The 14,147-nt window shown below is 27.7% G+C and carries 15 protein-coding genes; 13 read left to right on the top strand and 2 right to left on the bottom strand.

What is annotated here, in order from left to right; translation table 11 throughout:
• Nucleotides 1-39: 39 nt before the first annotated feature.
• Entirely contained in the window at nt 40-2,250 is a 2,211-nt protein-coding gene (gene rnr, locus BM335_RS04515) for a ribonuclease R (RefSeq protein WP_090223571.1), read from the bottom strand.
• Nucleotides 2,251-2,362: 112 nt separating this feature from the next.
• On the opposite strand from rnr, the gene BM335_RS04510 reads away from it, so the two are divergent.
• The 13 genes from BM335_RS04510 to BM335_RS04455 all read left to right on the top strand — a co-directional run bounded on the left by BM335_RS04510 (nt 2,363) and on the right by BM335_RS04455 (nt 12,850).
• On the top strand, nt 2,363-3,277 hold the full coding sequence (locus BM335_RS04510; protein WP_090223568.1) for a diacylglycerol/lipid kinase family protein: 915 nt from the start codon (nt 2,363-2,365) through the stop codon (nt 3,275-3,277).
• 78 nt (nt 3,278-3,355) lie between these two features.
• Nucleotides 3,356-3,538 (top strand): hypothetical protein, encoded by a 183-nt coding sequence (locus tag BM335_RS15550; protein WP_143102379.1) that lies wholly within the window; start codon nt 3,356-3,358, stop codon nt 3,536-3,538.
• A gap of 502 nt (nt 3,539-4,040) precedes the next feature.
• Nucleotides 4,041-4,478, top strand: a complete 438-nt coding sequence (gene rpiB / locus BM335_RS04505) for a ribose 5-phosphate isomerase B (RefSeq protein WP_090223565.1) — start codon at nt 4,041-4,043, stop codon at nt 4,476-4,478.
• 11 nt (nt 4,479-4,489) lie between these two features.
• On the top strand, nt 4,490-5,401 hold the full coding sequence (locus BM335_RS04500; RefSeq protein WP_090223562.1) for a cation diffusion facilitator family transporter: 912 nt from the start codon (nt 4,490-4,492) through the stop codon (nt 5,399-5,401).
• A 1-nt stretch (nt 5,402) separates the two neighbouring features.
• Nucleotides 5,403-5,846, top strand: a complete 444-nt coding sequence (locus tag BM335_RS04495; RefSeq protein WP_090223560.1) for a GNAT family N-acetyltransferase — start codon at nt 5,403-5,405, stop codon at nt 5,844-5,846.
• A gap of 3 nt (nt 5,847-5,849) precedes the next feature.
• Complete coding sequence (locus tag BM335_RS04490) at nt 5,850-6,431, top strand: NUDIX domain-containing protein (RefSeq protein ID WP_090223558.1); 582 nt, start codon at nt 5,850-5,852, stop codon at nt 6,429-6,431.
• Between the two features lie 251 nt (nt 6,432-6,682).
• A complete protein-coding gene (locus BM335_RS04485; RefSeq protein WP_218157803.1) occupies nt 6,683-7,396 on the top strand; it encodes a 3-ketoacyl-ACP reductase in 714 nt (237 codons plus the stop codon).
• Nucleotides 7,397-7,542: 146 nt separating this feature from the next.
• A complete protein-coding gene (recA, locus tag BM335_RS04480) occupies nt 7,543-8,547 on the top strand; it encodes a recombinase RecA (RefSeq protein WP_090223553.1) in 1,005 nt (334 codons plus the stop codon).
• Nucleotides 8,548-8,719: 172 nt separating this feature from the next.
• A complete protein-coding gene (locus tag BM335_RS04475; RefSeq protein WP_317041022.1) occupies nt 8,720-9,169 on the top strand; it encodes an ATP-dependent zinc protease family protein in 450 nt (149 codons plus the stop codon).
• 1 nt (nt 9,170) lies between these two features.
• A complete protein-coding gene (gene rimK / locus BM335_RS04470) occupies nt 9,171-10,043 on the top strand; it encodes a 30S ribosomal protein S6--L-glutamate ligase (protein WP_090223551.1) in 873 nt (290 codons plus the stop codon).
• Nucleotides 10,036-10,995 (top strand): succinylglutamate desuccinylase/aspartoacylase family protein, encoded by a 960-nt coding sequence (locus tag BM335_RS04465; RefSeq protein WP_090223549.1) that lies wholly within the window; start codon nt 10,036-10,038, stop codon nt 10,993-10,995. Before rimK ends, BM335_RS04465 begins: the two co-directional genes overlap by 8 nt.
• A gap of 6 nt (nt 10,996-11,001) precedes the next feature.
• The gene (locus BM335_RS04460; RefSeq protein ID WP_090223546.1) at nt 11,002-11,943 is read left to right on the top strand and encodes an ABC transporter ATP-binding protein; all 942 of its coding nucleotides are present in this window, start codon (nt 11,002-11,004) and stop codon (nt 11,941-11,943) included.
• Between the two features lie 40 nt (nt 11,944-11,983).
• Complete coding sequence (locus BM335_RS04455) at nt 11,984-12,850, top strand: NAD(P)-dependent oxidoreductase (protein WP_090223544.1); 867 nt, start codon at nt 11,984-11,986, stop codon at nt 12,848-12,850.
• A gap of 4 nt (nt 12,851-12,854) precedes the next feature.
• Here BM335_RS04455 and BM335_RS04450 read toward each other — a convergent pair whose 3' ends face one another.
• On the bottom strand, nt 12,855-14,048 hold the full coding sequence (locus tag BM335_RS04450; RefSeq protein ID WP_177219156.1) for a sensor histidine kinase: 1,194 nt from the start codon (nt 14,046-14,048) through the stop codon (nt 12,855-12,857).
• Nucleotides 14,049-14,147: the final 99 nt, after the last annotated feature.

The raw sequence follows: 14,147 nt of genomic DNA, 5'->3' as shown, positions 1-14,147 counted from the left end.
ACTACTTTTAAAAGCAATAATTATGCCTTTAAAGTTAAATTATTTACTAATTTTTTCTAATAAGCTAAAATCTAAATGTTTACGTTCTAAATCGGTATGTTTTACTTTTATTAAAACGTGATCACCTAACTGGTATAAATTTTTTGTAGATTGTCCAACAAGTGCATATTGTTTTTCATCATAAATGTAATAATCATCTTTTATTTCACGAATTCTCACCATTCCTTCACATTTATTTTCAATAATTTCAACATAAATTCCCCATTCAGTAACTCCAGAAATAACGCCTTCAAACTGTTGATCTTTATGATCTTCCATATATTTAACTTGCATATATTTTATAGAATCGCGCTCAGCTTTTGAAGCCATATATTCTTGTTCAGATGAATGCTTACATTTTTCTTCATAAGCTTCAGCTTTTGGAGATTTTCCACCATCTAAATAATGTTGTAATAAACGATGTGTCATTACATCAGGATAACGACGAATTGGTGAGGTAAAATGACTGTAATAATCAAAAGCTAATCCGTAATGTCCAATATTATCGGTTGTATAAACGGCTTTACTCATAGATCTAACTGCTAAAGTTTCAATCATATTTGCTTCACCAGTTCCGTGAACATCTTGCAATAATTGATTTAATGATGCGGATGTTGTTTGCTTATTTTTAAGATCAATTTTATTCTTATAACCAAATTTACTTACAATGGTTTGTAATGACATTAATTTATCTTCATCTGGTTCATCGTGCACACGATAAATAAAAGTATTTTTAGTTGGAACACCTTTTTTACTTCCAACAAATTCTGCCACTTTTCGGTTTGCTAATAACATAAACTCTTCAATAAGTTTATTAGCATCTTTAGATTCTTTAAAAAATACACCTATTGGTTCGGCATTTTCATTTAAATTAAATTTAACTTCTACTCTATCAAAAGTAATTGCTCCTTGCTGTAAACGCTTTTTACGAAGAATTTTTGCTAATTTATCTAATTTTAAAACTGCTTCAACAATTTCAGGTTGTACAGTATAAGATTCACCTGTTATTGAAATTTCTTTTGATATAATATTTCCTTTAGTTTCAATAATTTCTTGTGCTTCTTCATACGCAAAACGTTTATCAGAATATGTGATAGTTCTACCAAACCATTGATTAATTACATGTGCTTTTTCGTTGATTTCAAACACAGCAGAAAAGGTTAATTTTTCTTCATTTGGACGTAATGAGCAAACACCATTTGATAAAACTTCTGGTAACATTGGCACTACTCTATCTACTAAATAAACCGATGTTGCTCTGCTATAAGCTTCAGCATCTAATATTGTTTTTTCTTGTAAATAATGTGAAACATCGGCAATATGAATTCCAATTTCATAATTACCATTTTCTAATATTTTAAATGATAATGCATCATCAAAATCTTTTGCATCTTTTGGATCAATTGTAAAGGTTAAATCGCCACGCATATCTCTTCTATTTTCTATTTCTTTTGATGAAATTTCTAATGGAATTAAATCTGCTTCGGCTTCTACATTTTCTGGAAATTTATAAGGTAAACCGTATTCTAAAAGTATAGAATGCATTTCGGTTTCGTGATCACCTGGCATTCCTAAAATAGTTATTACTTCTCCGAACGGATTTTTAGAATTATCTGGCCAATCTGTCATTTTAACCAATACTTTTACACCATCTTCAGCATCTTTTAATTTATTTTTTGGAATAAAAATATCTGCATACATTTTAGCATCATCTGGTACTAAAAATCCGAAGTTTTTATTAAGTTGTAAAACACCTACAAATTCAGTTTTTGCACGTTTTATAATTTCAACAACATCACCTTCTTCTTTACTACTATTTTTGCGGTTGTATTTATAAATTTTAACAGTATCTTTATCTAAACCTCTGTTTAAATTACGGGCAGGAATGTAAATATCTTTTTCTAATTCTTCGCAAATAAAATACGCATTTCCGTTACTTGTTACATCTAAAGTTCCAATATAATATTTTGAAGCTGGCGCAATTTTAAATTTACCTCTTTCGGCTTCTTCAATCTTTTTTTGACCTTTTAATTCTTCTAATTTTTGTATAATTTGGTTTCTACCCGCAGCATCAGTAATTTCTAATTTTGAAGATAATTGTTTGTAATTGTAACCATTAGAAGGAGATTGATTTAATATTTTTAAAATTTTTTTAGTTAAATCTTTAATAACATTTCCTTTCTTTTTATAGATTTTTTTTCTTGTCGACATGTATTTCTTTTTAATTATTATCAAAAGTACAAATAATTAAACATCAAGTAAGTTAATAATAAGTTATATAAATAAGTATTTGTATTTTGGTACGCTTTTTAAAATTTAGTAAATGAGTACAAAATGGTTTGTTGTTATTAATCCTACTTCAGGAAATGGCGCTTCAAAAAAGAAATGGCCAGAGATTTATACAGAATTAATTCATCAAAATTTTGAGTTTGAATTTGTGTTTACTGAATACGAAAAACATTCTTTAGTTTTAGTTCAAAATGCTATTAAACAAGGTTTTACAAAATTAATTTGCGTTGGTGGAGATGGTACAATTCATAATGTGGTAAATGCTGTTTTAAGTTTAAATCCTAATAATTTACAAGAAATAAAAATTGGTATTATTCCCATAGGAACTGGAAATGATTGGGTTAAAACTTATAATATTTCAAAAGATTTTAAAGAAGCTATTAAAATTATTAAAGCTGAAAAAACCATTATTCAAGATATTGGTAAACTACAAATAACAGCTTCTGGTAAAGAAGTTTATTTTAATAATTTAGCTGGAATTGGTTTTGACGGTTACGTTGTTAATAAGGTTCATAAATATAAAAATTTAGGGTTTTTAGCTTATTTTACAGGTGCTATAGTTAGTTTAACTAGTTATAAAAGAAGTAATTTAGAAATTACATTTAACAATACTAATTTACAAGGTAAAACATTAATGTTATTAATTGGTATTTGTAACTATTCAGGCGGTGGAATGCGTTTAACACAAAATCCAAACTCAACTGACGGATTATTTGATATTACGTATGTAGATAGTATAACATTATTTACCATTTTAGGTAATTTACGCGGTTTATTTAATGGTACCATTACAAAATTAAAATGTGTTAAAAATTTTAAAACATCTAACCTAAAAGTAAAAATTTTAGATTCACAAGAAACTTATATTCAAGCAGATGGAGAAATTATAGGTTCAGGTAATTTTAATGTGTCATTACTTCCAAAAGCTATTAATTTTATAGTTGCATAGTTAAAAGTTAAAATTTTCTTAAAAAAAATGTAACATTTAATAAATTGTTTCGTCTATAATATATAGAACAGTCAAACAATGAAAAGGTTATATAAAATTACCATTCTATTTCTTATAATATTTTTAATAGGTATTTATATATCAATTAAAAGTATAAATAATTATTTTACTTCAGAAGATGAAATAGAAACCATTTCTGTTACTCCTAATACAACCAATAATGCATCTCAAGTTTTAGTTATTAACTTTATCAACAATTAATATATTAATAAAAAAGAATTTTAAAATTTTAAAAAATATTTTTTGTTATTATAGCTTGTTAATATGTAGCATAATTTTGTGAATTTTAATTTTGATATATCAATTATAACATGTTACTAACAACTTATAATTTTTTAAATACTTAAAAATCAATAAAATTAAATAGGTTATCAACAGCCTAAAAAAAATTGTAATTAACCGGTTTATTGTATAAAAAAATCAAGTTTCAATGTTTATAAATGGTTAAATTTTTGTTAACAACTTATTCTAAAAATCTAACAAAAAAATTTGGTGAATTAGAGTACGTTTTTGCATTAATCTTTTCTTTCTACATAACAAAATAAAGTTTTCTTTTTTAAGTATAAACTTATTGACAATTCAATACTATTTTAATGTTCTTGTAAATCAACTAATTATAAATTACTATTAACAATGTCTTTTTTTACTGTTAATAATCGTGAATTTGTATTTTTGTACTATAACTTATTAACAAAACACTATTATGACAATTGCAATTGGTAATGACCACGCGGGTACAGAGTATAAATTTGAAATTATTAAGCATTTAGAAAATAAAGGTATAAAAGTTTTAAACTTTGGAACCAATACTACTGAAAGTATGGATTATGCCGATGCTATTCATCCAGTAGCAAATGCTGTTGAAAGCGGAGAAGCAACCTACGGAATTATTTTATGCGGAAGCGGAAACGGTGCACAAATGACGGCTAACAAACATCAAGGCATTAGAGCTGGATTGGTTTGGAATAATGAAATTGTTGAATTAATAAGATTACATAATGATGCAAATATATTAGCTATTCCTGCACGCTTTGTATCGTTACAACAAGCTATTGGTTTTGTAGATATATTTTTAACTACCGAGTTTGAAGGTGGAAGACATCAAAATAGAATTGATAAAATACCAACTAAATGTTGTTAATACTATAAAAAATGAGTCATAACCACTCACACAATCACCCAACTTTATCGGGTAAAAATTTATTGCTATCCATAATTTTAAATACTGTTATTACAGTTGCGCAACTTATCGGCGGAATTATATCGGGTAGTTTAGCGTTAATTTCAGATGCTGTTCATAATTTCTCTGATGTTATTTCATTAATAATAAGTTATATAGCTAACTTATTAACACGTAAAAAAAAGCAAACCAAACAGTATACTTTTGGATATAAACGTGCCGAAATAATTGCAGCTTTTATAAATGCAGCTTCATTAATTTTTATTGCTGTTTATTTAGGTTTTGAAGCAATTCAACGGCTTTTAGAAGTACAACCAGAAATTAAAAGCGATTTAGTAATTTGGTTAGCAATTTTAGGAATTGCAGTAAATGGTTTTAGTGTTTTATTGTTAAAAAATGACGCTAAAAATAACCTAAATATGAAAGCTGCTTACTTACATTTATTAACCGATATGCTAACTTCCTTTGCAGTTTTATTTGGTGGTTTATTAATGAAATTTTATCAAATATATTGGATTGATACATTGTTGACACTCATAATTTCTACATATTTAATTTATATGAGCTGGAGTATTTTAATTGCTTCTATAAAAATTTTAATGCTTTTTGCACCAAAACACATTATTATTGATGAAGTTGCTGTTGAAGTTTTAACTTTTAAAAGTGTAAAAAATATTCATCACGTTCATATTTGGCAACTAAATGATCACGATTGCCATATTGAAGCACATTTAGAATTTAAAGATGATATAAAATTAAGCGAGTTTGATAATATTTGTGAGCAAATTGAAGAATCTTTATTAGAAAAGTTTCATATTACACATTGTAATTTTCAGCCAGAATTTAAAAGAAATGACGAAAAAGACCTTATAAAACAAGATTAAAATGTTAACTATTATTGTAAAACCTTTTTCTGAAATTTCTACCAATGAATTATATGCATTGTTACAATTACGAAGCGAAGTTTTTGTAGTTGAGCAAGATTGCGTGTATCAAGATATTGATTATAAAGATCAAAAAGCATTGCATGTTTTAGGTTATAAAAATCATAAATTAATTGCATATACACGTATTTTTAAGCCAGGAGATTATTTTTTACAAGCCAGTATTGGTAGAGTAGTAGTAGCACAAAACCAGCGTAAATTTGGATATGGTTTTATAATCATGCAACATTCAATAAAAGCAGTTAAAGACCATTTTAATGAAACAGTTATAAAAATTTCCGCACAAAAATATTTAAAAAATTTTTACGAATCTCTTCAATTTGAACAAGTTGGTGAAGAATATTTAGAAGATAATATTCCGCATATACCAATGATAAAAAAATAAACAATGTCAAACCCTAAAGTTAAAATAAATAGCATAGTAAATCTTTCAAATGATTGGTATACATTAGATAAAATTAATTTTGATTACCAAACTAATAACGGAACTTGGCAAACACAAAGTAGAGAAAGTTATGATAGAGGTGATGGCGCTGCAATTTTATTATACAATTCAATAAAAAAGACGGTAATTCTTACAAAACAATTTAGAATGCCAAGTTATTTAAATGCAAATAACGATGGAATGATGATTGAAGTTTGCGCAGGTTTATTAGATAAAAATGACCCAATTACGTGTATTATTAAAGAAGCTGAAGAAGAAACAGGTTACAAAATATCAAATCCAAAAAAAGTGCTTGAATTGTATTCAACTCCAGGAGCTGTCACAGAAAAAATACATTATTTTATTGCTGAATATAATAATGATTTAAAAGTAAGTAACGGTGGTGGTTTGGAAGAAGAACACGAAGAAATTGAAGTAATGGAATTACCATTTTCTAAAGCTTTAAAAATGATTTCATCTGGAGAAATTTGCGATGCTAAAACCATTATTTTACTACAATACGCTCAAATTCATAAATTAATTTAGTTATTTTTTTATAACAAAGCACTTGCTGAGTTTTAAATGGCATGACAAAAAGAATATATTGAAGAAGAAGTTATTAAAAAAGCAATGCGTTTATTTTGGCGTAATGGTTATGAAAATACATCGTGTTGTTTAATAATCTATAAATTTAAATTACAAAAAGGTAAGTATCATTTCACAAAATTTTAAGTAGTCTTATCAGCAATAATAGTAACTTTGAAACTAAATAAACATATTCTAAAAACTAAGAAATAATGAAATTGAAAAATAAAAAAGCCATCATTACTGGTGGAGGAAGAGGTTTAGGAAAAGCAACAGCTATTGCATTTGCAAAAGAAGGAATTGATATTGCAATTACTGGTCGTAATGAACAAAACTTGCTAGAAACCGTTGTTGAATTAAAAGAATTTGGTGTAAACGCAACCTACGAAATTTTTGATGTTGCTAATTACGATGAAGTAAAAACTGGAATTAAAAACATTATTAATAAGCTTGGTTCAGTAGATATTTTAGTAAATAATGCTGGTATTGCTGCTTTTGGAACCTTAAATGAAATGGAAGTAACTACTTGGGAAAACATCATACAAATCAACGTTATGGGAATGTATTATGTAACCAAAGAAGTTTTACCATATTTAATTGAAAAAAATGAAGGCGATATTTTTAACGTGGCTTCAACAGCTGGTTTAAATGGTAATGCAAGTACATCTGCATATTCGGCATCTAAATTTGCAGTAATTGGATTATCACAATCGTTAATGAAAGAAGTTAGAAAAAATAATATTAGAGTAGTTACTTTAACACCAAGTACCATTGCTACAGATATGGCACTTGATTTGGGAATTACAGATGGTAATACTGAAAAAGTTCTACAACCTGAAGATTTTGCTGAATTAATTGTAGCCGGATTGAAATTACCTAGAAGAGCCATGATGGCAAATGCTTCGTTATGGTCTACAAATCCATAAAATTATAGCAATTTTAAAGAATAATAAGAGTAATTATAAAAATCATTTTAATCTAAAAAACAGTTAATATAATTATTTGTAAAGCCTAAATATACTCAATAGTTTTTTATATTTTAGCAACCAAATTAATTCATTTAATAAAGATTATGGCAGACGATAAAGAAAAAGTAGCAAAATTAAAGGCATTACAATTAACATTAGATAAACTAGATAAAGCCTACGGAAAAGGAACAGTAATGAAAATGGGTGATGTTGCTATATCTGATATTGAAGCAATTTCAACAGGTTCATTAGGATTAGATATTGCATTAGGAGTTGGCGGTTATCCAAGAGGAAGAGTAATTGAAATATACGGTCCAGAATCTTCAGGTAAAACAACCTTAACATTACATGCCATTGCAGAAGCACAAAAAGCTGGTGGAATTGCGGCATTTATTGATGCGGAACATGCTTTTGACCGTTTTTATGCACAAAACTTAGGAATTGATATTGATAACTTAATTATTTCGCAACCAGATCACGGTGAACAAGCCTTGGAAATTGCCGATAATTTAATTAGCTCTGGAGCAATTGATATTGTGGTAATTGACTCGGTAGCAGCATTAACACCAAAAAGTGAAATTGAAGGTGAAATGGGTGACTCTAAAATGGGATTACATGCTCGTTTAATGTCACAGGCTTTAAGAAAATTAACAGGAACAATTCATAAAACAAATTGTACGGTAATATTTATCAATCAGTTACGTGATAAAATTGGCGTAATGTTTGGAAACCCAGAAACAACAACTGGTGGTAACGCTCTTAAATTTTACGCTTCAGTTCGTTTAGATATTCGTAAAAGAACACAAATTAAAGATGGTGAAAAAGTAATTGGTAACAGCACTAAAGTAAAAGTGGTTAAAAATAAAGTAGCACCACCATTTATGACTGCCGAATTTGATATTATGTACGGCGAAGGAATTTCTAAAGTAGGTGAAGTTTTAGATTTAGGTGTTGAGTTTGGAATAGTTAAAAAAAGTGGCTCATGGTTTAGTTATGGAGAAACCAAATTAGGTCAAGGAAGAGATGCTGTAAAAGCATTAATTAAAGATAATCCAGATTTAGCAGAAGAATTAGAAACTAAAATTAAAGAGGTAATTAAAGCGCAATAAAAGTAAAAAATTATTAAAATATTTTAAAAGGAAATAGTGAGTTCGCTATTTCCTTTTTTTATGAATGTTAACTAATTATAAATAAACTATTTATAAAATTTTCAACTTATTTACATAAAATCTTTTCAATAATTATTAAAAGATTATTTTTGGCATATAATTACACAAAATTTTGAGCATTAAACCAAATAAATTATTATTAGGCAGAACTGATATAGTTGACTTTCCAAAACTTGATTTACAAGGAATTGATATAAAAGTTGATACTGGCGCATACACTTCTAGTTTTCATAGCCACAGTATTGAAGTAGTTGATAACGTTTTAAAATGCCAATTTTTAGATCCCAAACATGAAAAATATCATGAAAAATTTTTCTTATTTAAAGATTTTACCCAAAAAAACGTAAAAAGTTCAAATGGAATAGTAGAAACTAGGTTTACCATTAAAACTGAAATACTTATATTTAATAAAATTGAGGAAATTGAATTAACCTTAACTGAAAGAGGTTCTATGAAATATCCTGTGTTATTAGGAAGAAAATTTTTATCAAAAAAATTCATTGTTGATACCGCAAAAAAAAACTTATCATTTAAAAAAAAATTAAAATCAAACATTAATTAAGATGAAAATTGTTGTTTTATCTCGTAATCCAAACTTATACTCTACAAAAAGACTTATTGAAGCTGGCAAAAAAAGAAACCATGAAATGATTATTGTAGATCATACTAAGTGTGATATTATTATTGAAAAGAAAAAACCAGCCATACGCTATAAACATGAGTTATTAACAGATGTTGATGCTGTAATTCCAAGAATTGGTGCATCTGTAACTTTCTACGGAACAGCAGTTGTACGTCAGTTTGAAATGATGAAAGTTTTTACAGCTGTAGAATCTCAAGCATTAATGCGTTCACGCGATAAACTAAGAAGTTTACAAGTACTTTCAAGAGCAGGTTTAGGCTTACCAAAAACAGTTTTTACAAACTATTCAAAAAACGTACGTGATGTAATTGAAAGTGTTGGTGGAACACCAATAGTTATTAAATTATTAGAGGGAACACAAGGTTTAGGCGTTGTTTTAGCAGAAACTGACAATGCTGCAGAATCTGTTTTAGAAGCTTTTAATGGATTACAAGCCAGAGTTATAGCACAAGAGTTTATTAAAGAAGCAAAAGGTGCTGATATTCGTGTTTTTGTGGTTGATGGTGTAGTTGTTGGAGCCATGAAACGTCAAGGAAAAGATGGTGATTTTCGCTCAAATCTTCATCGTGGTGGTACTGCTGAAGTGATTGAATTAACTGTTGATGAAGAAAACGCTGCATTAAAAGCAGCACGAATTATGGGATTAGGAGTTGCTGGTGTAGATTTATTACAATCAGCTCGCGGACCATTAATTTTAGAAGTAAATTCTTCTCCAGGTTTAGAAGGAATTGAAGCTGCAACAGGAAAAGATATTGCAGGAAAAATTATTCACTATATAGAACGTCATGTCTAAAGAAATGATTTTTTTGCATCACAAAGTGGGTTTAGGCGAAACAGTTCAAATAAATTTGGATATTGCCAGACTTACTACGCGTGCAAAAATTCAAGTTCCAGTAATTATTTCAAGAGGAAAAGAAGAAGGGCCTTGTATTTTATTAATTGGTGGAATTCATGGCGATGAAACCAATGGAATTGAAATTGTACGTCAAATTGTAGCTTCTGATTATCATAAACCAAATAAAGGAACTGTAATTTGCATTCCGCTTTTAAATATTTTTGGTTTTTTAAATCAAACAAGAGAATTTCCTGACGGAAGAGATTTAAATAGAATGTTTCCTGGTTCTAATACCGGATCTTTAGCAAGTAGATTTGCTTATGAATTAATGAAAAAAATTATTCCTAAAGTAGATTATTGTATAGATTATCATACCGGAGGTGCGCAACGTTTTAATTATTCTCAAATTAGAATTAATGGAACTGATGAGGAATCATTAAAATTGGCAAAAATATTTGATGCACCTTATATTGTTTTTAGCAAAAGCAAAGAAAAAACTTTTAGAAATACTATGGTTGGTTTAGGTAAAAAAGTTTTACTTTTTGAAGGTGGAAAATCGTTAAATTTAGATAGAAATGTTACCAAAACAGGTGTTCAGGGAGCTTTAAATGTAATGCATTATTTAGGATTTAGAGATTTTTCAACAAAAATTTCAAAACCAAATAAAGAGAATCCGCCAGTAATCATTAAAACATCTAAATGGATTAGAGCCAAACATTCTGGTATGTACAGATCGTATGTAAGTGCTGGTCAAAAAGTTGAAAAAGGAATTAAATTAGGTAGTATTTCTGATCCTTTTGGTATGTATGAAAAAGTATTTAAAAGTACTCAAGATGGCTTTATTTTAAACTCTAATCACTCACCAGTTGTAATTCAAGGTGACGCTTTAATTCATATAGGTTTTCAATAAATTTAAATGTTAAAAGTTGATAACATATCATTTGGTTATACTTCAAAAGAAGTTTTAAAAAATATTAGTTTTAGTGCTAATAAAGGTGATTACATTGCTGTAATTGGAGAAAGTGGATGCGGAAAAAGTACGTTGTTAGAAATCATTTATGGCTTACTTCATATTGAAAAAGGTGCAGTTTATTGGAATGATAAAAAATTACTTGGACCTAATTTTCAGTTAATTCCTGGTGAGGATTTTATGAAATATTTGCCGCAAGATTTCGATTTAATGCCTTACATAACTGTTGAAGAAAATATTGGTAAAAATATTTCAATTCTAGATCCAAATAGAGTAACTCGTATTCAAGAATTATTAGAAGTTGTTGATATGAGTGACTTTTTAAAAACTAAAGTAAAAAACTTGAGTGGCGGACAAAAACAACGTGTAGCTTTAGCAAAAGTAATTGCTAAAGAACCTGAAGTTTTATTGTTAGATGAACCATTTAGCCATATAGATAATTTTAGAAAAAATAAATTACGAAGAGATTTATTTCGATATTTAAAATCGAAAAATGTTTTATGTATTGTTGCCACGCACGATGCTACTGATGCTTTATCTTTTGCTGATGAAATTTTAGTAATTAGAGACGGAAAATTGGTTGCAAAAAACACTCCTGAAGCTTTATATAATAACTTAACAAGTGAATATATTGGCTCTTTTTTTAATGAAGTAAATGAAATTCAACTTTCAAAAATTGATTCTAAATCAACTTCTAAAAAAAAGATTTTATTTTACCCAAACCAACTAAAATTAGTTGAAAATTCTGAAATTAAGGCTACTGTAATTACCTCTTATTTTAAAGGAGATTTTTATTTAATTGAAGCTAATTTAAAGGGGAAAATTATTTTTTTTGAACATTTAGAAAAACTACAAACAGGTTCAAATATTTATTTTAAAAAAAACTAAATAGCAACTTTATAAAGTACTTAAATTATAATTAAAAAATATGAAAATAGCTTTTATTGGATTAGGAATTATGGGAAGCAATATGGCTTCAAACTTAGCTAAAAACAATGTGAATTTAACGGTTTATAATAGAACACCAAAAAGTTTTGAAACTTTTGGAAATTCTAACATAGCCATTGCAGATTCTGTTAAAAATGCCGTAAAAGATGCTGATATAGTGTTTAGTATGTTATCAACACCACAAGTTGTTGAAGAAGTATTTTTTGGAGCAGATGGAGCGCTTAATGCAATGAAAAAAGATGCCATTTGGGCAGATTCTACTACTGTAAATCCATCATTTAGTATGAAAGCTTTTGAAGAAGCAAAAAAATCTGAGATTCGGTTTTTAGATACACCTGTTTCAGGTTCAAAAATTCCGGCAGAAAAGGCTGAATTAATTTTTTTAGTTGGAGGAGAAAAAAAGACACTAGATGAGATTCAACCATATTTAAATATGATGGGAAATAAAGTGATGCACATTGGTGATATTGGCAAAGGAGCATCGTTTAAAATGTTGGTAAATATGATGCTTGCACAATCTATGCTTGTTTTTTCTGAAGCTATATTATTTGGTGAAAAAATGGGAATTTCTAAAGATTTTCTTTTAGATACTGTTCCTAACTTAATTGTTTCAGCGCCTTTTACAAAATTAAAAGCGCAGTCCATAAAGAGTGACAATTACGATGTGCAATTTCCGTTAGAATGGATGCATAAAGATTTACACTTAGCCGCATTAACTGCATATGAACATAATCAGCCATTATATTTGGTAAATCTTACCAAAGAACTATATGCTAGCGCCAACCAAAACGGTATGGGAAGAGATGATATGTCTGCTATTTATAAATTTTTAGAACTGAAAAAATAAAAGTTTACGAGAACTCAATTGGGAGCGTTAAATAAACTTTTGTCCCTTTTTCTAAATGGCTTTCAATTTTAATATTCCCTTTATTAATTGTTAAAAATTCCTTACAAAGTTTTAGTCCTAATCCAGTTCCTTTTTCTTTGTTTGTTCCAAAAGTTGATACAATTGAATTTATTTCAAACACCTTTAATAGGGTTTCTTTTGTAATACCAATACCATTATCAATAATTGCAATTGTACATGTATTTTGAGCTACATCAATTTTATCAATAATAATATCTATTTTTCCGTTAATAGGAGTAAATTTTATAGCGTTAGAAATTAGGTTTCTAATAACGGTATCAACCATATCATAATCAGCATAAACAAATAAATCTTTTTCAAAGTTACAGCTTAATTTAATGTTTTTCAGCTTAACTTGAGAATTAAAAAGTCGTACATTATTAAGTACTATCTCACGAAAATTTAATTTATAAGGTTTGTAAATAATTAACCCAGCATTTGTATTTGCCCACTTTAACAAATTATCTAATAAGTTAAATGTAAGTTTGCTATTTTGGTAAAGTGATTTGGTTAGTTGATCTCTTTTTTCGTCGGAAATATTGTTTAACCATAGTAATTCACCTATTTGTTGAAGACCTCCAAGCGGACCTCTTAAATCGTGGGCAATAATTGAGAAAAATTTATCTTTACTTTTATTTAATTCACTTAGTTTTAAATTGTCTTTTTCTTTTAATATAAAGATTAATAATAAAGGAATAATTAGGTTAAGAATTAAGAAAAATATGAGTGGTATAACAAGCATATAACTTGTTGAAAATAGTGCTACTGAAACTTCTAATTGTGCTCCTATTGCTCGTACTAAAAGTAATATAGATGCTAAAGTAAAAATATAACCTGTTAAATACTGTATTTTAGTTTTCCCTTTTTTAGTTAAAAGTATATATGCAGAAAATGCATATATAATTGAAACATTTAATGACATTATAGTTATTCTAGAACTTATAGAAGCTGTACTATAAAAAATTAGTAGTATAGATAAAAAGGTAGGTATTAAAATATATTTTTTAAAATGTTTAGAATTAAATTTACGTTCAATATAAGAAATGCAATAAACTTCATAAAAAACGATAAATAAATTTATTGTAGTATTTAAAATAATACCTATTGGTTTAGGTACACTTTCTCTTGTTGAAAGCATAATTAAAAAAAAAATACCCAATACTCTAGACAGCATAAAGATATTAATTATTGGATTTTTTACTTTATACAATTTAATGTATGTAGCAAAAAGGGCAAT

Source organism: Lutibacter maritimus (assembly GCF_900116115.1).
Classification (GTDB): domain Bacteria; phylum Bacteroidota; class Bacteroidia; order Flavobacteriales; family Flavobacteriaceae; genus Lutibacter; species Lutibacter maritimus.
Note: the sequence above shows the minus strand (reverse complement) of the source record. Positions and strands in the feature narration are given on the sequence as shown.